The organism is Citrobacter sp. Cm038, assembly GCF_030333105.1.
GTDB lineage: Bacteria > Pseudomonadota > Gammaproteobacteria > Enterobacterales > Enterobacteriaceae > Citrobacter > Citrobacter murliniae.
Window position 1 is genome coordinate 15,889 of record NZ_JAOWGO010000024.1, and the last position, 22,123, is coordinate 38,011.

Genomic DNA, 22,123 nt, shown 5'->3' on the forward strand with positions numbered 1-22,123 from the left:
TAGGCCCGGTGATGCAAACTAAAATTACAAACCTAACTTCACTAAACGTTGCGTATTTTCCAGATCGAGTTTTTCAGGGTTATCGCTGAGAATGGTGTTGTTCTGAACTTTAATTTCTCCCATATCACCGATTTTTACACCATCCTTAATTGGCTCACCGTTCATCATCGCCGTGGCGACCTGAACAAACACTTTACCTGCAGTCATCGGGTTAGAAATGTAGCCGCCATCGATAGCACCTTTTTCCAGCAACTTAATGCCCTGGCCTGGGGTGAACGTACCAAATACGCAAATTGCATCATTTTTCTTACGTTTATCAATAGCACGGCCTGCACCGATTGGTCCCTGCGAACCAAAAGACATGATGCCTTTCAGATCTTTGTATTTAGACATCAGATCATTGGCTGTACGCATAGAGTCATCTACAGACTCCGCTACACCAAAGCGATCCTCAACGAGCGTCATTTTAGGATAATGTTCTTTTTGATAAGCAATGGCGGCATCAGCCCAGTCATTCACCAATGGAACCGTCAGACTGCCTACAAACATTGCGTACTTCCCTTCTTCACCCATGCATTTCGCCATGTCTTTCATGTGATTGGCGCCCATCGTTTGGGTGTTAAGCAACTCAAAGTCCCAGTCAGCATTGGCCTGGTTCGGTGACTCATGAGTAATGACTTTAATACCAGCCTCCTGGGCGCGCTTTAACACCGGTTCCAGAACTTTCGCATCATTTGGAACAACGCCAATCACATCAACTTTCTTGGCGATTAAATCTTCAATAGCTCGCACTTGCTCGGCGGGATCCGCAGTTGTCGGTCCTACTTGCCAGGCATCTACACCTAATGCTTTACCTTCTTCCTTAATGCCTTGTTCCATCACGTTAAACCATGGAATACCACCAACTTTTACCACGACGCCCATCGTAAAAGGTTTATTCGCTTTTTGTGCTGCTGCAGGTTGTTCTGCCCATACAACAGATGATGACAAAGCTGCAGTAATCAGACAGGGTAAGATTAATTTTTTCATCGTAAATTCCTTAAGAAATATTCTTCATATGTCAGGAAATCCCGATAAAAATATCAGCCTGACTTTTTATTTATTTCAACTTTCCTCTGGTATTGGCTAAATAATCGGGCACAGCCTTAATTATTTAGTTAACGACTAACATCTATTACTTATCGACTTCTACTACATTTAATTGCGGGTAAAGGCTACGATAACGTTCGTCAATACAATTATTAGTAACCATGACGTCAATTTCATCTAACATACAAATTTTACTGAATGCATACTGCTCAAACTTACTGGAGTCTACCATTAATATTTTTTGAGCAGAGACCTGAAGCATCACCTGTTTTAATCTGGCATTTATTTCGCTGCCATCTCTAACTCCATTCTCCAAATTCAGCCCCTGACATGAAAAGAAAAAGCTATTAATCTGGAAATTCCTGATCGCACTCTCTGCTACTGGTCCATGAAAGTCATCATGACGCTCTGAATACTCTCCGCCGATACCAATAATGCGAACTTTATCCCGGCACGCTAATGCCTGGATAATCCGTAACGAATTCGTCACAACCGTAATATCAATATCCGGAATCTGCCGAGCAAGAAACCAACAGGTGCTACTGTTATCCATCAAAATACAATCGCCAGAGCGAATAAACTGCAACGCCGCCTTGGTTATTTTGGCTTTAACATCGGGATGTGCTTCAGTACGCTTGCGAAATGACTCTGCGCGATCCACGCTATTTGTTTGCCAAGTTTTATCTTCTGTTATAGCCGTAGATATTAAATCAGGAGCATCCAAAGATACGGCACCGCCAAAGCTGCGGGTGAGTTTCTTTTTTTGTTCAAGTTTTGTCAAATCTCTTCGAATAGTTTCCTGGGATACCTGGCATAATTTCGACAGTTCCGTTACACGCACAGCGCCCATTTGTTGAACGTGTGCGCAAATTATTTTATAACGTTCTGCCTGCAACATAATTTCAGCCCACCAAGACAAAATTCACTGTGTCTACATAATTAATCTTTTTGCCTTAACTTAAAGTGATTGGTATCAAGAATTGCTTTACAGAAATAATACACAATTAACAGTGTGATCTAAGCTCAATTTATTGATGTAATAAATTAATTCTATAACACCATATTGAGATTTTCATCACAGAATTAATCTCTTTTCTTATTTAACTATCACAGCATAACGACTAAACGGGCATATACGGGCATCAATAAAATAGAAAAATACGCCCGAATACTTCCGAATTTGACCGTTTTAGCCGTTTTATACATAAGTATCGTCTGCTTGTATTTTACATCTTATGTATTCGGCGTAATTTAAATAGCAACATGATTTCCCAGCAAAATTAAAGAACTCATTTTTATAAAGCTAAATAATATTTCTGGAGTCAAGAATGGATACACTGAAGGAAAAAGTATTTAACGCTAATTTATCCTTGCCAGCCCATCATCTGGTGACGTTTACATGGGGCAACGTCAGCGGCATTGATCGTGAAAAAGGCATAATGGTCATTAAACCTTCTGGTGTCGAATATGACAGCATGAGCCTGGATGATATGGTTGTTGTCGACATACAAAACGGGAAGGTTGTTGAGGGGAATAAAAAACCTTCATCTGATACCGACACACATCTGGCTCTGTATCACGCCTTTCCAAATATCGGTGGGATCGTTCATACCCATTCCCGTCATGCCACCATTTGGTCACAAGCAGGAAAAGACTTAATGCCGCTGGGAACAACGCATGCGGATTATTTCTACGGTGCGATTCCCTGTACACGAACGATGCTTGATGACGAGATTAATGGGCATTATGAACATGATACCGGCAAGGTAATCATTGAAACATTTAAACAACGTGGAATATCTCCCGACCATATCCCGGCAGTGTTGGTTAACAGTCATGGTCCTTTTACCTGGGGAACTGATCCCGCCAACGCGGTTCATAACGCTGTCGTGCTTGAAGAAATTGCCTATATGAATTTGTTCACACAGCAACTGCAACCCCATTTGACTGCCATGCAACAAACGTTACTGGATAAACACTTTTTAAGAAAGCACGGTGATAATGCTTATTATGGTCAGTAAAAAATAGGTCTTTTGACAAAAAGCCTGGCACCACGCCAGGCCTTATAATGATCAATGCCGTTACGCGAGACGTGCCTTCGCGTAGTCAATCGCTTGTGCGACTTGCTGCGGTGAAACACCACCTTTTGCCGCACGTTTATCGAGACACGACTGCAGCGACAGAATCGGGTAAACATCATCGCTAATTACGCTGCTGAACTTCTGTAAATCAGCAAGCGGCAACGCTTCCAACGGTTTGCCCTGACGAATCGCCTCTACGACCGTTTCACCCACAATATGGTGCGCTTCACGGAACGGTACGCCTTTCGCTACCAGATAATCTGCCAGTTCGGTGGCGTTAGCATAGCCCTGCTGCGCCGCTTCCTGGCAGCGTGGGCGTTTCACCTGAATACCGTCCAGCACCAGTGCAGCCATATGCATGCAGTCCAGCCAGGTATCAAGAGCATCGAACAGCCCTTCTTTGTCTTCCTGCATATCTTTATTGTAAGCCAGCGGCAGTCCTTTCAGCGTCATCATCATTCCGGTCAGCGCGCCCTGTACACGACCGCACTTGCCACGAATCAGCTCTAACGCATCCGGGTTTTTCTTCTGCGGCATCAGCGATGAACCAGACGTCACGCGATCGGACAGCTCAACAAAGCCCGCTTCGCCGGTATTAAAGAAAATCAGGTCTTCGGCGAAGCGCGACAGATGCACCATACCGATAGAGGCGTCGGAGAGCAGCTCCAGCACGTGGTCGCGGTCAGACACACTGTCCAGGCTGTTACGGGTTGCCGAAGCAAAGCCCAGCCAGTCGGCCAGTTGCTCACGATCGATTTCATAGGCGGTGCCAGCCAGCGCGCCGCAGCCTAACGGGCTAACGTCCAGGCGCTTGAGCGTATCCTGCAGGCGGCTCTCATCACGTGCCAGCATTTCTACATAGGCCAGACACCAATGAGCAAACGTCACCGGTTGCGCGCGCTGCAGGTGAGTGTAACCCGGCATTACGGCGTCCTGGTTGTTCTCCGCCGTAACCACCAGTGCACTTTGCAACTGTCGGTTGGCGGAAAGCAATTCAATCACTGTGTCTTTGCACCACAGTTTGAGATCGGTCGCAACCTGGTCATTACGGCTACGACCAGTGTGCAGTTTTTTACCGAGTTGACCGACTTTATCGATCAGCTTACCTTCCACCCAGCTATGAATGTCTTCGGCATCGCTCTCAAGAATTTGCTGCGGATTCACACGAACCTCTTCCAGCAAAGTGTTCAGCGCCTCTTCCAACTGGAGTTGTTCATCCGCAGTCAACACGCCTACCGTTACCAACGCTTTGGACCAGGCGACAGAGCCAGTAATGTCCTGCTCCGCAAGGCGATAGTCGAAGCGCAAAGAGTCATTGAACTGTTTGAACCGTTGATCCGCAGCCTGTGTAAAACGCCCACCCCAAAGTGCCATAACTTTTTTCCTTAAGTTCTTCGATTTCAATGCCGCCGGATGATGCTATGTTCATCCAGCCTTCGGTCTTGTAGGCCCGGCAAGCAAAACGCCGTCGGGCATAAAGTCTTAAGCCAAAATACGTGTGCCAATCGGCGTGCCGTTAAACAGCGCCGGAAGCTGTTCTGCATGACGCCAGGAAGCGATATCCACCGGACGACCCAGCGTACGGGCAGCATCCAGCGCGGCGTTCACCTTCACTATCATGCCATCAGTAATAATGCCCTGCTCGATCAACTGTTCCGCTTTCGCAGCGGTCATTTCGCCAATACGCTGACCTTTGCCATCGAGGATACCACTAACGTCAGAAAGCAGGATCAGATCCGCGCCCAGCGTTGCCGCCAATGCCGTCGCCGCCTGATCGGCATTGACGTTCATCAGTAACCCATCATCTGTTACGCCAATGGAGCTGACGACCGGCAAAAAACCGCTTTCCAGCAGGGTATTAATCAGCTTAGGTGAACCCGGTTGCGCCAACCCAACGTGGCCTAACTCTTTATCAAGCGGGGTTACTTTAACGCTATCACCATCGCCAAGATACAGACCCACTGAAGAAATACGATGTTTTTTCGCCCATGCCAACAGCGTTTTATTCGCGGTTCCCGCCAGCGCACCGGTGATGATGTCAATCTGATCGGCAGGCGTCACACGCAGGCCATTTTTCTTTTTCACAGGCAGGTTAAGCTGTTTCATCAGCTCATCGACCACGCAGCCACCACCGTGCACGATGACCAGTGGACGCTGATGCGACTCGCGATAATTCACCAGCGCGGTAAACAGACGCTCCAGCGCCTCTTCGCTATCCAGTAACACACCGCCCAGCTTGATAATTAATGGATTCATCATTGCACCCTTAAATAAGAGACTGCGTCTCAGCAAAGCCGAAACGGATATTTGCACACTGCATGGCCTGTGCTGCCGCGCCCTTCAATAAATTATCTTCTGTCGCTACCACAATCAGATGCTCACCCTGAACGGCGAATCCGATATCGCAGAATGGTAAACCAACCACGTTTTTCAGTGCCGGTACACCTTTGTCATACAGACGTACCAATGGCTTATTGCTATACGCCTGCTGTAACACATCGGCGACCTGGGCGTGGGTGATACCCGGCTGCAAACGGCAGGTGATAGTTTCCAGAATCCCGCGCGGGAAGTTGCCCAAATGTGGTGTGAAAATAACGTCCGCCCCCAGATGAGTAGCAATTTCTGGCTGATGGCGATGGGTAAACACGCCATACGGCTGCAGACTGACCTCGCAAAAACTGTTCGATATTGCCGCTTTACGGCCCGCGCCGCTCACGCCACTGGTGGCGTTAATCACAGGCCACTGGCTGAGATCCAGAAGATCGGCATCAATCAGCGGCTTGAGTGACAGTTGCGCTGCTGTCGGGTAACAACCGGGGACGGCAATCAGATTCGCGTCTTTCAGTTTGTCTGCGCTCCACTCAGCCAGGCCGTACACCGCCTGCTCCAGCAGGTCCGGGTGCTGGTGAGTAAAGCCATAATATTTTTCATAGAAGGCGCCGTCGTTTACACGGAACGCACCCGAGAGATCGAATACCACACAACCCGCTTGCAGAAACTGTGGCGCCAGGTCATGGCTCACTTCATGCGCTGTTGCGAGGAACACAATGTCAACCCCTGCGCTAAACTCGCTAATATCCGACATTGGCTGCAATGGTAAATCAACAATGCCCTTTAACTGCGGATGTAAATCAGAGATTAATTTTCCTGCATCATTGCTTTGCGCTGAGACAGTCAAAGCGGTTATGGTCATATCAGGATGGCGATTTACATAGGTCACAAGCTCTGCGCCAGCATAGCCACTGGCGCCCACAATCAGCGTATTCAACATCGGGGCTGTTCACCTTCTTATATTCGGTTGCCAGGTATAAGCCTTTATCACCTCACCTTACACTTGGTGGGTTTTATTACGCTTAACGTTAGTGTATTTTTATTCACAAATAATGCATGAATATTGATACTATCATGACCCGAGGTGTGTCAACAATGAAAAACAATTTACCGCCATTTATCGAGATTTACCGCGCTCTGATTGCCACACCGTCGATTAGCGCCACGGAAGAAGCGCTCGATCAAAGTAATGCAGGTTTAATCACTATGCTGGCGGACTGGTTCAAAGAATTAGGCTTCAGTGTTGAAGTCCAGCCTGTTCCCGGTACGCGCAATAAATTCAATATGCTGGCAAGTATCGGACAAGGTGCAGGTGGTCTGTTGCTTGCGGGCCATACCGATACCGTACCGTTTGATGACGGACGATGGACGCGTGATCCATTCACCCTGACCGAACACGACAATAAGCTCTATGGCCTGGGCACGGCGGATATGAAAGGCTTCTTCGCCTTTATCCTCGATGCGCTGCGCGATGTGGATGTCGCGAAACTGAAAAAGCCGCTCTACATTTTGGCGACCGCCGATGAAGAAACCAGCATGGCGGGGGCACGCTATTTCGCTGAAACCACCTCGTTACGCCCGGACTGTGCAATCATTGGCGAACCGACCTCCCTGCAACCGGTTCGTGCGCACAAAGGTCATATTTCTAATGCGATACGTATTTTGGGGCAGTCTGGTCACTCCAGCGATCCGGCGCGTGGGATTAACGCTATCGAGCTGATGCATGACGCGATTGGCCACATCATGAAGCTGCGCGATGACCTGAAAGAACGTTATCACTATGAGGCGTTTACGGTTCCGTACCCCACGCTCAATCTCGGCCATATCCACGGGGGCGATGCCGCTAACCGCATTTGTGCATGCTGCGAACTGCACATGGATATTCGTCCGCTCCCGGGCATGACGCTCAACGACCTCAATGGGTTACTAAACGATGCACTGGCTCCGGTCAGTGAACGCTGGCCGGGTCGTCTGACGGTATCCGAACTGCATCCACCCATCCCTGGCTACGAATGTCCGCCAGATCATCAATTGGTGGAAGTGGTTGAAAAACTGCTGGGCGCGCAAACGGAAGTGGTGAACTACTGCACTGAAGCGCCGTTTATCCAGACGTTATGCCCAACGTTGGTACTCGGACCGGGTTCAATTAATCAGGCGCACCAACCAGATGAGTATCTGGAAACACGCTTTATTAAACCAACTCGCGAATTGATAACCCAGGTTGTTCATCACTTCTGCTGGCATTAATTTATATTGCCCGGTGGCGTAACGCTTTCCGGGCCAACAATCGCGTGCATGCCAGCCGTGATCGTTTTGTGCTCAGTTTTGTATATTCCCATAAGCATTTCTTATCTGGCAGGTTGTGAATTAACTTTCGTAAATTCCCGCCATTTATTCGTTTGCTGAACCGATTTCGCAGCAATTGACGTCAGGGGTTTTACGTGGCTTTATAAAAGTGAATAAAGTTGAGCCTGAAAGATTTCGCAGCGCAGCAAGACGGCAAGCAGGCACATCCCAGGGAGCATAGTGACCAGGGTGAGCAAACGCAGCCAATACCGCTGTGCGTGAAAGCTACAGGGCAATCAAATTAAAGATGGGGTGTCTGGGGTCATATGAACGAACAATATTCCGCGTTGCGTAGTAATGTCAGTATGCTCGGCAAAGTGCTGGGAGAAACCATCAAGGATGCGCTGGGAGAGAACATTCTTGATCGCGTAGAAACAATCCGTAAGTTGTCCAAATCATCTCGCGCTGGCAATGAAGCTAATCGCCAGGAGTTGCTCACCACGCTACAGAACCTGTCTAATGACGAGCTACTGCCAGTTGCCCGCGCGTTTAGCCAGTTCCTGAACCTGGCCAACACCGCCGAGCAATACCACAGCATTTCGCCAAAAGGCGAAGCTGCCAGCAACCCGGAAGTGATTGCTCGCACCCTGCGTAAACTGAAAGCCCAGCCCAACCTTGATGAAGCCACCATCAAAAAAGCAGTGGAGGCGTTGTCTCTGGAGCTGGTACTGACCGCACACCCGACCGAAATTACCCGTCGCACGCTGATCCATAAAATGGGTGAGGTCAATGCCTGCCTCAAACAACTGGATAACAAAGACATCGTCGATTACGAACGCCACCAACTGATGCGCCGCCTGCGCCAGTTAATCGCCCAGTCCTGGCATACGGATGAAATCCGTAAAATACGTCCCAGCCCGGTTGATGAAGCCAAATGGGGCTTCGCCGTGGTTGAAAACAGCCTGTGGGAAGGTGTGCCGAACTATCTGCGTGAACTGAACGAACAGTTGGAAGAGCATCTGAACTATAAGCTGCCCGTCGATTTTGTCCCGGTCCGATTCACCTCCTGGATGGGGGGTGACCGTGACGGCAACCCGAACGTGACGGCGGATATCACCCGTCATGTGCTGTTGCTCAGCCGCTGGAAAGCGACCGACTTGTTCCTGAAAGACATCCAGTTTCTGGTTTCTGAGCTATCGATGGTCGATGCCACTCCGGAGCTCTTAGCGCTGGTGGGTGAAGAAGGGGCGGCAGAACCTTACCGCCACCTGATGAAAATGCTGCGTTCACGCCTGATGACGACCCAGGCCTGGCTGGAAGCGCGTCTGAAAGGCGAAAAATTGCCAAAACCTGCAGGCTTGTTGACGCAAAACGAGCAGCTATGGGAACCGTTGTACGCGTGTTACCAGTCTCTGCAAGCTTGCGGTATGGGTATCATCGCCAATGGCGAACTGCTCGATACCCTCCGCCGGGTGAAATGTTTTGGCGTACCGCTGGTGCGTATCGATATTCGTCAGGAAAGCACCCGTCATACCGAAGCGCTGGGCGAACTGACCCGTTATCTGGGAATTGGCGACTACGAAAGCTGGTCAGAAGCAGACAAACAGGCCTTCCTGATCCGCGAACTGAATTCCAAACGTCCACTGCTGCCACGCAGCTGGGAACCGAGTAACGAAACCCGTGAAGTGCTCGATACCTGTCGGGTGATTGCCGAAGCACCTTATGGCTCTATTGCCGCCTACGTTATCTCGATGGCGAAAACGCCGTCAGATGTGCTGGCCGTTCACCTGCTGCTGAAAGAAGCTGGCATTGGTTTTACCATGCCGGTAGCACCGCTGTTTGAAACGCTGGACGACCTGAACAATGCTGACGATGTTATGACTCAGCTGTTAAATATCGACTGGTATCGCGGTCTTATTCAGGGCAAACAGATGGTCATGATCGGCTACTCTGACTCGGCAAAAGACGCAGGCGTGATGGCGGCCTCCTGGGCGCAATATCAGGCACAGGATGCGCTGATCAAAACCTGCGAAAAAGCCGGCATTGAGCTGACGTTGTTCCACGGCCGTGGCGGTTCAATTGGACGGGGTGGCGCACCAGCCCATGCCGCGTTACTCTCCCAGCCGCCTGGCAGCCTGAAAGGCGGACTGCGTGTGACTGAGCAAGGTGAGATGATCCGCTTCAAATACGGTCTACCGGAAGTCACCATCAGCAGTCTGTCTTTGTACACGGGCGCAATTCTGGAAGCCAACTTGTTGCCACCGCCAGAGCCGAAAGATGCCTGGTGTCATATTATGGACGAGCTTTCAGATATCTCCTGCGAACTGTACCGTGGTTATGTTCGCGAAAACAAAGACTTTGTTCCGTACTTCCGCTCTGCAACCCCGGAGCAAGAGCTGGGTAAATTACCGCTCGGCTCACGTCCGGCAAAACGCCGCCCAACTGGCGGGGTAGAGTCTCTGCGAGCCATTCCGTGGATTTTTGCCTGGACCCAGAACCGCCTGATGCTTCCGGCATGGTTGGGTGCAGGTACCGCGCTGCAAAAAGTGGTTGAAGATGGAAAACAAAGCGAGCTTGAAGCAATGTGCCGCGACTGGCCTTTCTTCTCCACGCGTCTTGGCATGCTGGAAATGGTGTTCTCGAAAGCTGACCTGTGGCTGGCAGAGTACTACGATCAGCGTTTGGTCAAAAAAGAGCTGTGGCCGCTGGGCGAAGAACTGCGTCACCGTCTGGAAGCTGACATCAATGTGGTGCTGGCGATTGCCAATGACTCACATCTGATGGCCGACCTGCCGTGGATTGCCGAGTCTATTCAGTTAAGAAATATTTATACTGATCCGCTAAACGTTCTACAGGCAGAGCTTTTACATCGTTCGCGCCAGGCGGAAGAACAAGGTAAAGCACCGGATCCACGCGTTGAACAAGCGCTGATGGTCACTATCGCAGGTGTTGCTGCCGGTATGCGTAATACAGGTTAAGTTAATCCCCCGTCACCCTCGTGCTATTGCGCGGGGGTGACCTCGAAAACGCTTGTCATAACCACTTCATTTCAAATATATTTCCAGCCTGATTCATTCATTTCATGAATAAATCATCAACAAAACGCGATATTTACGTCGCGAAGCTTCAGTTCCTCTTAATATTTAGCCGCTACTCTTGGCGACACGATTAAAGACAGGCTCACACTATGCAATCCTTACAACTCCAGCCTAAACCTTTGTTTAGCTGGAAAGCCCTGGGTTGGGCGCTCCTCTATTTTTGGTTTTTTTCCACCTTACTACAGGCCGTTATTTATTTCAGTGGTTACAGCGGGTCTACCGGATTACGCGACTCTTTACTGTTCAGCTCACTGTGGTTGATCCCAGTATTCTTATTTCCAAACCGTATTCGCATTATCGCCGCCGTTATTGGCGTGGTGCTGTGGGCTGCTTCACTGGCTGCGCTGAGCTATTACGTTATTTACGGACAGGAGTTCTCGCAGAGCGTTCTGTACGTGATGTTTGAGACCAACGCAAACGAAGCCAGCGAATACCTGAGCCAATACTTCAGCCTGAAGATTGTCCTTATCGCATTGGCCTACACGGCAGTTGCTATTCTGCTGTGGACCCGCCTGCGCCCGGTCTATATTCCGTCACCCTGGCGTTATCTGGTGTCGTTTGCGCTGTTATACGGTCTGATTCTGCATCCGATGGCCGTTAATACGTTTATTAAACACAAACCTTTTGAGAAAACGCTGGATGGCCTTGCTTCACGTATGGAGCCAGCCGCGCCGTGGCAGTTTATCTCAGGCTACTATCAGTATCGTCAGCAACTGACCTCATTGAATAGCCTGCTGAATGAGAACAATGCGCTGCCGCCACTGGCTAACTTTAAAGATAACTCAGGTGATGCCCCGCGCACGCTGGTACTGGTGATTGGTGAATCAACTCAGCGTGGACGCATGAGTTTGTACGGTTATCCACGTGAAACCACGCCTGAGCTGGACGCATTGCACAAATCTGATCCTAATTTAACCGTGTTCAATAATGTCGTGACCTCACGTCCGTACACGATTGAAATCCTGCAGCAGGCGCTGACCTTCGCTAACGAGAAGAATCCGGATTTGTATCTGACGCAGCCGTCACTGATGAATATGATGAAACAGGCGGGGTATAAAACCTTCTGGATCACCAATCAGCAAACAATGACTGCGCGTAATACCATGCTGACCGTATTTTCTAAGCAGACGGACAAGCAGTTTTATATGAATCAGCAGCGTACCCAAAGTGCGCGCGAATACGACAGCAACGTGCTGGCTCCATTTAAAGAAGTCATGGCTGACCCGGCACCGAAAAAGTTCATCATCGTTCATCTGCTGGGTACGCACATTAAGTACAAATTCCGTTATCCGGAAGGTCAGGGCAAGTTCGATAATAATATCGACAACGTTCCTCCGGGTCTGAGCAGCGATGAACTGGAGTCATATAACGATTATGACAATGCCAATGTTTATAACGACCACATCATTGCTAGCCTGATCAAAGCTTACAAAGCGACCGATCCGAACGGCTTCCTGCTCTATTTCTCTGACCACGGAGAAGAGGTATATGACACACCGCCGCATAAAACGCAGGGTCGAAATGAAGACAACCCAACTCGCCATATGTATACGGTTCCGTTCCTGCTGTGGACCTCTGAAAAATGGCAGGCCGCGCATCCACGAGATTTCTCCCAGGATGTGAATCGAAAATACAGCAGCTCTGAGCTTATCCATACCTGGTCTGATTTAGCTGGCTTCACTTACGATGGATTCGATCCGACCCGTGCTATTACCAACCCGCAGTTTAAAGAAACAACCCGCTGGATTGGTAATCCGTACAAGAAAAACGCCCTGATTGATTACGATACCCTGCCGTATGGGGATCAAATCGGGAATCAGTAATAGAATGCCTTATCCGGCCTACGATCCACTTAGTCCCGTAGGCCGGAAAGCGCAGCGCCATCCGGTAATTTATCACTTGAGACTCCCCGCTTTCGACGCTACTGTTTCCCTGTCTGCGATCTGCAAGGGATTAACATGTATCACGACATCAGCCATCTTCTCTCCCGCCTGATTAACGGCCCGACACCACTGTGCAAGGTGTATTTCCCCAGTACTAATGGTTCAATGCCAGAGCTGGCATATCAGGTTGATTTTCCGCGACTGGAGATTGTGCTGGAGGGCGAATTCACCGATAGCAGTGTTGCAGGCGCATCCACTACGTTAACGCCTTATGATGTTCTGTATATCCCGGCAGGGGGCTGGAACTTCCCACAATGGCAAACACCGGTAACGACGCTGAGCATCTTATTCGGCAAACAGCAACTGGGTTTCAGTGTCGTGCAGTGGGATGGTAAGCAGTATCAAAACCTCACAAAGCAACACGTCGCACGACGCGGGCCACGTATCGGTTCTTTCCTGTTACATACACTCAATGAAATGCAGATGCAGCCTCAGGAGCAGCAAACGGCCAGACTGATCGTCTCCAGTCTGCTCAGCCATTGTCGCGACCTGCTGGGAAGCCAGATCCAGACGGCGTCACGCAGCCAGGCGCTTTTTGAAGCTATTCGTGACTATATTGACGAACATTACGCCTCTCCGCTCACCCGGGAATCCGTGGCCCAGGCGTTCTACATCTCTCCAAATTACCTTTCGCACCTGTTTCAAAAAACAGGGACCATTGGCTTTAACGAATACCTGAACCATACGCGGCTGGAGCACGCAAAGACGCTACTAAAGGGTTACGATCTGAAAGTCAAAGAAGTGGCCCACACCTGTGGATTTGTTGACAGCAATTACTTCTGTCGCCTGTTTCGAAAAAATACCGAGCGTTCACCTTCAGAGTATCGTCGGCAATATCACAGCCAGTTGACGGACAAGAAAGTTAGTCCAGAATAAGATGAGTATGTTGTGGTGCCGACAGTACTTTACGTACGGCACTCATCACCCGTTGAGGTTCCCGCAAAAAAGCGCTAATTCCCGACTGGACGTAACGACTTTGCGTAAATCGCTCAGCACCTGCCAGCTCAATATCGGTAATCAGCAACACCACATCGGCGCGACTAATATCGTCTTCCGTCAAACGATTCTCCGTTCCCAGCGCCCCCTGAGTTTCAATCTTGATGTTCCACTTGTCCTGCTGAAAGAGTTTTTCCAGCCGCTCGGCAGCCATATAGGTATGTGCGACGCCGCTGACGCAAGCGGTCACTGCAACCAGATATCGAACAGATGCGACTGCCATATCAACCTCCTACGGTTACCTGAAATCCGGCGTCTTCTGCCATCTTACGCAACGTCGCCACCTCTTGTGCTGACGGGGCGGGCACATCCTTCATCGACCACTGCTGCCCAAGAAGGCGATATTTCGGCTCACCATACTGATGAAACGGTAGCAGATGTACTTGCTTTATATCTAATGATGACAATAAGGTCAGCGCACGCTGCATGTTCTCCACGCTGAGCGTAAAGCCCGGAATCAGCGGCAGACGAGGGATCACATTGACCCCCTCACCAACTAATAGCTGTAAATTCTTTAGTACGCGCGGCAGATTCATATTCACCACCTCGCGAGCCTGGCTTTCATCCATAATTTTAAGATCGAAAAGCACCTCATCGCATAACTTTGCCAGCGGGAGCAGACGACTGGCGGGAGCATCCCCCGCCGTTTCAATCGCGCACTGCACACCGTTGCGTCGCAGACGCTGTAAAAACCGGATGGCGAAAGCGGCCTGCATCAGTACTTCGCCACCAGAAAGCGTCACCCCGCCACCAGAGGTTTGAAAGAAAATATCATCTTTCATTACCTCACGTTCCAGCGCATCAAGGGAGATATCACGACCAATGTGCTCAAACGCGCCGGAAGGGCATTCATCGACATCTCGCAGACACGGCGCGCAGTGCAGACATTTACTCTCCCGCCGTACTGTTTCAATACGCGGGGAAATAGATTCAGGATTAGCACACCACGGGCAGGTGTGCGGGCAGCCTTTAAAAAAGACTACAGTGCGGATCCCCTGCCCGTCATTCAGCGAGTAACGCTGAATATTGAAAATGCGTGCAACCTCCTCGCCGGATATCTCCACAACCTCACAGTTGATGTGCGGTCCGGCGAATAATGTCATCCTGAATCTCCTTCGATAATTCGACAAAGAAAGCGCTGTATCCAGCCACGCGAACCACTAGTCCGGCGAAGTCCTGCGGACGCTGCTGGGCTTCCCGCAACGTATCGGCATTCACCACGTTAAACTGGATATGCTGTAGTTTAAGCTGGGTAAACGCCCGCAAGAAATCCGCCAGCTTGCGCAAACCAGCCTCACCTTCCAGCGTGGCCGGTGTGAACTTCACGTTCAATAACGTGCCGTTCGACAGCAGGGTGTTGTCCAGCTTACTAACTGACTTCAGCACCGCTGTCGGCCCCTGCATATCCTGACCGAGCATCGGCGATAAGCCGCCATCAGCCAGCTGCTCCCCGGCATAACGACCGTCCGGCGTCGCCCCAACGACCGATCCCAGCGGTACGTGTGCAGATACAGTATATGAACCGGGTGTAAATTGCCCACCGCGCGGATTCTGGTATTTTTCCACCTCTTTACAATAATGACGCAGCAGTTCGGCACTGATGTTATCCACATCATCAATATCGTTACCGTATTTCTCAAATCGGTTAATCAGTCTGGCGCGAATTTTCTCGCCCTCCGTCGTAGCGAAATTACGCTTCAATACCGACAACAGCTCGTCAAAACTTAAGCGCTGCTGTTCGAATACCAGCCCATTAAGGGCATGCAGAGAGTCACTCAGGTTGGCAATACCGATCCCTTGTACGCCGGAGAAATTGTAACGCGCTCCACCATCGGTGATATCGCAGCCCTTCACCAGACAATCGTTAATAAACGAGGAGAGCAACGGTACCGGAGCCCAGTCACGATGACCGATGTCGCAAATATTACTCCCCTCCACCATCAGGGTAATGTAGTGGCTGATTTTGGCTCGAATGTGTGACAGCAGACCTCCGAACGTCAACTCGTGGTTACCCTCATTCTCATACAGGCTGATTTCCATCACTTTCAGCAAATTAAACATGGCAATATCGTGCAGACCGTAGGTTCTACCCGGGATCGACAGCTCCACACAGCCCACCACCGCGTAATCTCGCGCATCTTCCAGCGATACGCCCCGGTTCAGGAAAGCAGGCACCACCACTTCGTCGTTAAAGACTTGAGGAATACCGGTGCCCAGGCGGATGGTTTCCGCCGTTTTCATCAGGAATGGCGTATCAATTAACGCATTGGTGCGTACACCGAGATTTGGCTGTGGTAGTTGCACACTCTGGTAGGCATCAAGGCAGAGGAAAGAGAGCACGTTTACCGCACTGCGCCCGCTCTCCGTCAACCCACCAAGCAATGCGGTATACCCCGTCGGGAATCCGGCGAAGTAGCGCGCGCTACTGGTGGAACGCAGCAGCACGATGTCATTGCATTTCACCCACAGCGATTCGAGCAGCTCTTTTAAGAAGGCTGGATCGTCTCCCTGGGTCAGGGAAACCTGGTAAAACGGCAGCATATACTGATCAAAACGTCCCAGCGAGAGCGAGCTGGCATTGGATTCATACTGCAGAATGATGTTCATGTACCAGAACAACTGGCACGCCTGCCAGAAAGTTTGTGGCTTATGTTGCATGTTATGACGAGAGTTAGCAGCAATAGCGAGCAGTTCCTGACGACGATGCGCATCCGGACAGCTTTCCGCCATTTTCTCTGCCAGTGTGGCATAACGTTGAATGTGGTTTTGCGAGGCCTCAAGTAACAACAGCGCCGCCTGATAAAAATGGTTATCCGGATTCAGTCGACTATGTGTACGCATCTGCGATACCAGTTCACCCAACCCGTGTTTCAACAGGTGCGGATAATCAATAATGATATGCCCCTGTCCTTTATCCGTTTGGTTAATGCTAAAAATCTGTGTACTGACTGCCGCCTTCACCTCATCGGTCATCTGGCCGTTGATGAAATCTTTCATCGAGCGTTTTTCCCAGTAGGGAAACAACACCTCGCGATAGAGACGCTTATCTTCTTCGCTGATGTCAAAACGATCCTGCGGACGTGTCGGGAACTGATCCAGCTCCTTAAGCAACCAGTACGGGTCCATTTCCGGCGACATAATACCTGCTCGCGGCTTCACGGTACGGTTCCCGGCAATCAGCTCCTCATCACGAATCGATATTTCAACATGCTCAAGGATATATGCGGTTGCTTTAGCCCGACGCAGAATAACCGGCTCCCCTTCTGTCTGCTGATGGCTAGCGGTATACAGCTGCGCACGCTCGAGCGAAATCTCACGATGGTTTTTAAACAGAGCGGCTTTGAGGCGTTGAATACGATTCGTCATGAGGCAGGCTCCCTGGCATATAAAGTTACGCGGTTTGCGCCAAATGCGCGCCAATCTTGTTCATGATGGCATCGGCACGTTTTACCGCATCGCTAATGTTGACACGAACGATGGTTTTCCCCGCAAAGCGCTCCTCAAACTTGATACCGATATCTTTGGTCAGAATCACCATATCGGCATCTGCCACATCCGCTGCGGTCAGTTCGTTTTCCAGACCAATCGAACCCTGTGTCTCAACTTTTATCTCCCAGCCCCTGGCCTTCGCTGCGTTTTCCAGCGCTTCGGCTGCCATATAGGTGTGTGCAACACCAGAAGGACATGCTGTTACTGCGATAATTTTAGTCATAGCTCATTCCTCACTTAATTCGTTTCAAAATCCAAATCCAGATCGTCTTCATTCTCGTCAACCAGAGACACTTTCTTCCTTGCCAGACTTTTCAGCACGTTAACGCAGACCGCCGTCACCACTGCCCCAACCACGACCGCCGCGATATAACCTAGTTTTCCTTCCACAACGGGCAGAACGATTAAGCCCCCCCAACCGGCATAACACTGTGCGCCAAACAACGCGGCCGTTACTGCACCACAAGTCGAACCGACCATAATGGATGGAATTACGCGCAGTGGGTCAGCAGCAGCAAAAGGAATCGCCCCTTCCGTAACACCAACACACCCCATCACTAATGCGGCTTTACCCGCTTCGCGTTCTTCAGAAGAGAAATTTTTACGGCTCATTAGCGTCGCTAGCCCTAATCCCAGCGGCGGTACACAGATCCCCACAGCCGCTATCGCTACCACGGTATAAACACCCTGCGCTACGCAAATCAGCATGAACGCATAAGCAACCTTGTTAATCGGGCCACCCATATCAAAAGCCAGCATCAGACCCATAATGACCGCTAACATCACGACACTGCCCTGCTGCATTCCCTGCAACCATTGCGTCAAATTGGCGGTTAACGCACCGACCGGTTCACCCAGTCCCCACATCATGATGCCCGCAGTAATAAAGGTGCCGACAATAGGAATAACAAAGATGGGCATTACCGAGCGCAACACCTTATGCACCGGAATCTTCTTCAGATAGTGAACAACAATACCGCCGATGACCCCGGCAATCAGCGCGCCAAAGAATCCAGCGCCAAAGCTGTTGCCCACCCAGGCACCAATCGCACAAGGTGCCAGCGCAGAGCGCTCGGCGATCGAATACCCGATATACGCCGCAAGAAAAGGCACCATTAAGGTCAGCCCGGCGACACCAATATCGAATAGCTTCTTGAGATTGGGATCGGTCACAGCATCCGGTACCGCTCCTTTGCCATACAGCATGACGGAGACCGCCAGTAAAATACCGCCCGCTACGACGAAGGGGATCATATGCGAAACACCTGTCATCAGGTGCTGACGGGTGTTTTTCAGGATCTGCACCAACTCTTTCATAAGTCGCTCCCGGGCTTTTTGAGGCCCATGTCCATAATGTTGTTGCGGAAACAATAGGCAATCCGATGCAGCGCAGACAGTGGATAAAAAGGCCATTTACTGGATTTTTGTAATATCAGTACAAAAATGCGATCCGCCTCATAACTTGCGGAATACCAGGAATTATTAAATGGATTAAGACTTGTGAGGTATATCCCACTTTGAAACTTACATTACATTTGTCCAGTTTTTGACAGATTTGTCACATGGCAGGCCTGGGCATTGCCCTTTTATTCTGTAGTCAGAAATCGTTATGGGAGAGAGGCTATGGCCCTGATTGTGGAATTTACTTGTGAGCTACCCAATGGCGTACATGCCCGTCCGGCAAGCCACATTGAAACGCTGTGCAACAGCTTTATCTCACGCATTGAGTGGCATAATCTTCGCACTGACCGAAAGGGCAACGCCAAAAGCGCGCTGGCGCTAATTGGCACCGACACTCTGGCAGGTGACAACTGTCAACTGCTGATCTCCGGTGCCGATGAGGAGACTGCTCACCAGAGATTGAGTCAGTGGTTACATGATGAATTCCCTCACTGTGATGCCCCGATGGAAGAGGTCAAAAACAGTGAACTGGAACTGCTTCCGACGTCACTAACGAATCTTAATCCTCAGCTTTTTCGAGCCAGGGCAGTCTGCAGCGGCAGTGCAGGCGGCATGCTGACACTTCTCTCTTCACTGGATCTTAACGCGCTCGGCGAACTCCCAACTGCCAACGATGTGGAAGCCGAGCAATCCATGCTCGATAATGGCCTGACGCTGTTGATGAAGAATATTGAGTTCCGCCTGCTCGACAGCGATGGTGCAACCAGTGCAATTCTGGAGGCTCACCGCTCACTGGCCAGTGACACCTCCCTGCGTCAACATTTGCTGACAGGCATTTCTCGTGGTTTAAGCTGCGCCCAGGCGATTGTCGAAAGCGCCAACCATTTCTGTGATGAGTTCACCCGCTCCAGCAGCAGTTATTTACAAGAACGCGCACTGGACGTACGCGACGTCTGCTTCCAACTTCTGCAACAAGTTTATGGCGAACAGCGCTTCCCGGCACCGGGCAAACTCAGCCAGCCAGCAATCTGTATGGCTGATGAACTCACACCCAGCCAGTTCCTCGAACTGGATAAAACATTCCTTAAGGGCTTATTGCTAAAAAGCGGTGGCACGACTTCCCATACGGTTATTCTTGCACGCTCATTCAATATTCCCACGCTAGTGGGCGTGGATATTGAAGCCTTAACGCCGTGGCAACAACAAACCGCCTACATCGACGGCAACGCAGGCGCGATCGTCGTCGCACCGACTGAACCCGTTGCCCGCTACTACCAACAGGAAACCCGCGTACAGGAGGCCTTGCGCAAACAACAGCGTATCTGGCTGACTCAGGAAGCTCGTACTGCAGATGGTATACGTATGGAGGTTGCAGCCAACATTGCTCATTCCGTGGAAGCACAGGCGGCTTTTGGCAACGGTGCAGAAGCCGTTGGCTTGTTCCGTACAGAAATGTTGTATATGGACCGCACCAGCGCTCCCGGTGAAAATGAGCTGTACAACATTTTTTGCCAGGCACTGGAGTCCGCACAAGGACGCAGCATTATTGTGCGGACCATGGACATCGGTGGTGATAAACCCGTTGACTACCTGAATATTCCAGCCGAAGCGAACCCGTTCCTCGGCTATCGCGCAGTCCGTATTTATGAAGAGTACGCTTCGCTGTTTACTACGCAGCTCCGGGCGATACTTCGAGCCTCTGCACACGGCAGCCTGAAAATCATGATCCCAATGATCTCCTCAATGGAAGAGATCCTGTGGGTCAAAGAGAAGCTGGCAGAAGCCAAACAACAGTTGCGTAATGAACATATCCCGTTTGATGAGAAGATTCAGCTCGGCATCATGCTGGAAGTACCATCAATAATGTTTATCATCGATCAGTGTTGCGAAGAAATTGATTTCTTTAGTATTGGCAGCAACGACCTGACCCAGTACCTGCTGGCAGTCGATCGCGACAACGCCAAGGTTACGCGCCACTACAATAGCCTGAACCCAGCCTTCCTGCGCGCTCTGGATTTCGCGGTACAGGCGGTACATCGTCAGGGTAAGTGGATTGGCCTGTGCGGTGAACTTGGCGCAAAAGGATCGGTGTTGCCGCTACTGATTGGCCTGGGATTAGATGAAATCAGCATGAGCGCACCATCCATTCCTGCCGCCAAAGCACGGATGGCGCAACTGGACAGCCGCGCCTGCCGCCAGTTACTGAATCAGGCGATGGCCTGTCGCACCTCGCTGGAAGTGGAGCACTTGCTGGCCCAGTTCCGCATGTCTCAACAGGATGCCCCGCTGGTTACGGCGCAATGTATTACTCTGGATAGCGACTGGCGCAACAAAGAGGAAGTGATCAAAGGAATGACTGACAACCTGCTGCTGGCAAATCGTTGTCGCTACCCGCGCAAGCTGGAAGCCGATCTGTGGGCACGTGAAGCGGTCTTCTCCACTGGATTGGGCTTTAGCTTCGCCATTCCGCACAGCAAGTCTGAACATATTGAACAATCCACGATTAGCGTGGCGCGCCTGACAGCACCTGTACGCTGGGGTGATGAAGATGCACAATTCATCATCATGCTTACGCTCAACAAACACGCCGCCGGTGACCAGCATATGCGTATTTTCTCACGCCTGGCGCGCCGCATTATGCATGAAGAATTCCGCAACGCACTGGTTAACGCGGCATCTGCCGATGCTATTGCTAGCCTGCTGCAACACGAGCTTGAACTTTAAGAGGGTATTTATATGGAACTGTATCTGGATACCGCCAACGTGGCGGAAGTTGAACGTCTGGCCCGCATCTTCCCTATCGCAGGTGTGACCACCAACCCGAGCATTGTGGCGGCAGGTAAAGAGCCCATCTGGGACGCACTGCCACGCCTGCAAAAGGCCATTGGCGAAAATGGCGTTCTGTTTGCCCAGACGATGAGTCGGGATGCGGATGGCATGGTGAAAGAAGCCAAACGCCTGAGCAACGCGGTACCGGGCATCGTGGTGAAAATTCCGGTCACTTCCGAAGGTCTCGCAGCTATCAAACAATTGAAAAAAGAAGGCATTACAACACTCGGCACTGCCGTATACAGCGCGGCGCAGGGACTGCTGGCAGCGCTGGCCGGGGCAAAATATGTCGCACCGTATGTTAACCGTATTGACGCTCAGGGCGGCGACGGTATCCGCACTGTACAGGAGTTGCAAACATTGCTGGAGCTGCATGCACCAAACAGCATGGTGCTGGCAGCCAGTTTTAAAACGCCACGTCAGGCACTGGATTGCTTACTGGCAGGATGTGAGGCAATCACCCTGCCATTAGATGTAGCGCAACAAATGCTCAACACCCCTGCGGTAGAGTCAGCAATAGAGAAGTTTGAGCAGGACTGGAACAACGCATTTGGTCACATCAACCTGTGAAGAGGATTAA

At 50.6% G+C, this 22,123-nt stretch carries 17 protein-coding genes; 7 read left to right on the top strand and 10 right to left on the bottom strand.

Annotation, left to right across the window (positions count from 1 at the left end; translation table 11 throughout):
- Window positions 1-24 precede the first annotated feature (24 nt).
- On the bottom strand, window positions 25-1,029 hold the full coding sequence (locus OGY01_RS17455; protein ID WP_048223427.1) for a substrate-binding domain-containing protein: 1,005 nt from the start codon (window positions 1,027-1,029) through the stop codon (window positions 25-27).
- Between the two features lie 145 nt (window positions 1,030-1,174).
- A complete protein-coding gene (locus OGY01_RS17460) occupies window positions 1,175-1,987 on the bottom strand; it encodes a DeoR/GlpR family DNA-binding transcription regulator (protein ID WP_048223424.1) in 813 nt (270 codons plus the stop codon).
- Window positions 1,988-2,417: 430 nt separating this feature from the next.
- Here OGY01_RS17460 and araD point away from each other — a divergent pair, with 430 nt between their 5' ends.
- A complete protein-coding gene (gene araD, locus OGY01_RS17465; protein WP_286493442.1) occupies window positions 2,418-3,110 on the top strand; it encodes an L-ribulose-5-phosphate 4-epimerase in 693 nt (230 codons plus the stop codon).
- Window positions 3,111-3,170: 60 nt separating this feature from the next.
- On the opposite strand, the gene argH is transcribed toward araD, so the two are convergent.
- From argH to argC, 3 genes are all read right to left on the bottom strand, one after another.
- Window positions 3,171-4,544, bottom strand: a complete 1,374-nt coding sequence (gene argH, locus OGY01_RS17470) for an argininosuccinate lyase (protein ID WP_048223418.1) — start codon at window positions 4,542-4,544, stop codon at window positions 3,171-3,173.
- Window positions 4,545-4,652: 108 nt separating this feature from the next.
- Complete coding sequence (gene argB, locus OGY01_RS17475; RefSeq protein WP_144243093.1) at window positions 4,653-5,429, bottom strand: acetylglutamate kinase; 777 nt, start codon at window positions 5,427-5,429, stop codon at window positions 4,653-4,655.
- Between the two features lie 7 nt (window positions 5,430-5,436).
- Complete coding sequence (argC, locus tag OGY01_RS17480; protein WP_048223413.1) at window positions 5,437-6,441, bottom strand: N-acetyl-gamma-glutamyl-phosphate reductase; 1,005 nt, start codon at window positions 6,439-6,441, stop codon at window positions 5,437-5,439.
- Between the two features lie 155 nt (window positions 6,442-6,596).
- Here argC and argE point away from each other — a divergent pair, with 155 nt between their 5' ends.
- The 4 genes from argE to OGY01_RS17500 all read left to right on the top strand — a co-directional run bounded on the left by argE (window position 6,597) and on the right by OGY01_RS17500 (window position 13,704).
- Window positions 6,597-7,748, top strand: a complete 1,152-nt coding sequence (gene argE / locus OGY01_RS17485; protein WP_045449364.1) for an acetylornithine deacetylase — start codon at window positions 6,597-6,599, stop codon at window positions 7,746-7,748.
- 365 nt (window positions 7,749-8,113) lie between these two features.
- Window positions 8,114-10,765: a phosphoenolpyruvate carboxylase gene (ppc, locus tag OGY01_RS17490; protein WP_045449361.1), complete on the top strand. Its 2,652-nt coding sequence runs from the start codon at window positions 8,114-8,116 to the stop codon at window positions 10,763-10,765.
- Window positions 10,766-10,974: 209 nt separating this feature from the next.
- On the top strand, window positions 10,975-12,708 hold the full coding sequence (locus OGY01_RS17495) for a phosphoethanolamine transferase CptA (RefSeq protein WP_286493444.1): 1,734 nt from the start codon (window positions 10,975-10,977) through the stop codon (window positions 12,706-12,708).
- Window positions 12,709-12,843: 135 nt separating this feature from the next.
- Window positions 12,844-13,704: an AraC family transcriptional regulator gene (locus OGY01_RS17500; RefSeq protein ID WP_045449357.1), complete on the top strand. Its 861-nt coding sequence runs from the start codon at window positions 12,844-12,846 to the stop codon at window positions 13,702-13,704.
- On the opposite strand, the gene OGY01_RS17505 is transcribed toward OGY01_RS17500, so the two are convergent.
- The 5 genes from OGY01_RS17505 to OGY01_RS17525 are packed head-to-tail and all read right to left on the bottom strand — an operon-like array spanning window position 13,691 to window position 18,630.
- A complete protein-coding gene (locus tag OGY01_RS17505) occupies window positions 13,691-14,047 on the bottom strand; it encodes a PTS fructose-like transporter subunit IIB (protein WP_045449354.1) in 357 nt (118 codons plus the stop codon). The genes OGY01_RS17500 and OGY01_RS17505 overlap by 14 nt on opposite strands.
- 1 nt (window position 14,048) lies before the next feature.
- Window positions 14,049-14,927: a [formate-C-acetyltransferase]-activating enzyme gene (locus OGY01_RS17510; protein ID WP_045449352.1), complete on the bottom strand. Its 879-nt coding sequence runs from the start codon at window positions 14,925-14,927 to the stop codon at window positions 14,049-14,051.
- The gene (locus OGY01_RS17515) at window positions 14,893-17,190 is read right to left on the bottom strand and encodes a formate C-acetyltransferase (protein ID WP_045449351.1); all 2,298 of its coding nucleotides are present in this window, start codon (window positions 17,188-17,190) and stop codon (window positions 14,893-14,895) included. The genes OGY01_RS17510 and OGY01_RS17515 overlap by 35 nt, the downstream gene beginning before the upstream one ends.
- Before the next feature lie 25 nt (window positions 17,191-17,215).
- A complete protein-coding gene (locus tag OGY01_RS17520; protein ID WP_045449349.1) occupies window positions 17,216-17,536 on the bottom strand; it encodes a PTS fructose-like transporter subunit IIB in 321 nt (106 codons plus the stop codon).
- 14 nt (window positions 17,537-17,550) lie between these two features.
- The gene (locus OGY01_RS17525) at window positions 17,551-18,630 is read right to left on the bottom strand and encodes a PTS fructose transporter subunit EIIC (protein ID WP_045449347.1); all 1,080 of its coding nucleotides are present in this window, start codon (window positions 18,628-18,630) and stop codon (window positions 17,551-17,553) included.
- Between the two features lie 306 nt (window positions 18,631-18,936).
- On the opposite strand from OGY01_RS17525, the gene ptsP reads away from it, so the two are divergent.
- Both ptsP and fsa read left to right on the top strand, forming a co-directional pair.
- Window positions 18,937-21,438, top strand: a complete 2,502-nt coding sequence (gene ptsP / locus OGY01_RS17530) for a phosphoenolpyruvate--protein phosphotransferase (protein ID WP_286493445.1) — start codon at window positions 18,937-18,939, stop codon at window positions 21,436-21,438.
- A 12-nt stretch (window positions 21,439-21,450) separates the two neighbouring features.
- Window positions 21,451-22,113, top strand: coding sequence for a fructose-6-phosphate aldolase (gene fsa / locus OGY01_RS17535; protein ID WP_286493447.1), 663 nt, complete (start codon window positions 21,451-21,453; stop codon window positions 22,111-22,113).
- The last annotated feature ends 10 nt before the right edge of the window (window positions 22,114-22,123 follow it).

Bases quoted from the DNA above. Each gene is read 5' to 3' on its own strand.
- OGY01_RS17455 (WP_048223427.1), bottom strand. From the start codon at position 1,029: ATGAAAAAATTAATCTTACCCTGTCTGATTACTGCAGCTTTGTCATCA.
- OGY01_RS17460 (WP_048223424.1), bottom strand. From the start codon at position 1,987: ATGTTGCAGGCAGAACGTTATAAAATAATTTGCGCACACGTTCAACAA.
- araD (WP_286493442.1), top strand. From the start codon at position 2,418: ATGGATACACTGAAGGAAAAAGTATTTAACGCTAATTTATCCTTGCCA.
- argH (WP_048223418.1), bottom strand. From the start codon at position 4,544: ATGGCACTTTGGGGTGGGCGTTTTACACAGGCTGCGGATCAACGGTTC.
- argB (WP_144243093.1), bottom strand. From the start codon at position 5,429: ATGATGAATCCATTAATTATCAAGCTGGGCGGTGTGTTACTGGATAGC.
- argC (WP_048223413.1), bottom strand. From the start codon at position 6,441: ATGTTGAATACGCTGATTGTGGGCGCCAGTGGCTATGCTGGCGCAGAG.
- argE (WP_045449364.1), top strand. From the start codon at position 6,597: ATGAAAAACAATTTACCGCCATTTATCGAGATTTACCGCGCTCTGATT.
- ppc (WP_045449361.1), top strand. From the start codon at position 8,114: ATGAACGAACAATATTCCGCGTTGCGTAGTAATGTCAGTATGCTCGGC.
- OGY01_RS17495 (WP_286493444.1), top strand. From the start codon at position 10,975: ATGCAATCCTTACAACTCCAGCCTAAACCTTTGTTTAGCTGGAAAGCC.
- OGY01_RS17500 (WP_045449357.1), top strand. From the start codon at position 12,844: ATGTATCACGACATCAGCCATCTTCTCTCCCGCCTGATTAACGGCCCG.
- OGY01_RS17505 (WP_045449354.1), bottom strand. From the start codon at position 14,047: ATGGCAGTCGCATCTGTTCGATATCTGGTTGCAGTGACCGCTTGCGTC.
- OGY01_RS17510 (WP_045449352.1), bottom strand. From the start codon at position 14,927: ATGACATTATTCGCCGGACCGCACATCAACTGTGAGGTTGTGGAGATA.
- OGY01_RS17515 (WP_045449351.1), bottom strand. From the start codon at position 17,190: ATGACGAATCGTATTCAACGCCTCAAAGCCGCTCTGTTTAAAAACCAT.
- OGY01_RS17520 (WP_045449349.1), bottom strand. From the start codon at position 17,536: ATGACTAAAATTATCGCAGTAACAGCATGTCCTTCTGGTGTTGCACAC.
- OGY01_RS17525 (WP_045449347.1), bottom strand. From the start codon at position 18,630: ATGAAAGAGTTGGTGCAGATCCTGAAAAACACCCGTCAGCACCTGATG.
- ptsP (WP_286493445.1), top strand. From the start codon at position 18,937: ATGGCCCTGATTGTGGAATTTACTTGTGAGCTACCCAATGGCGTACAT.
- fsa (WP_286493447.1), top strand. From the start codon at position 21,451: ATGGAACTGTATCTGGATACCGCCAACGTGGCGGAAGTTGAACGTCTG.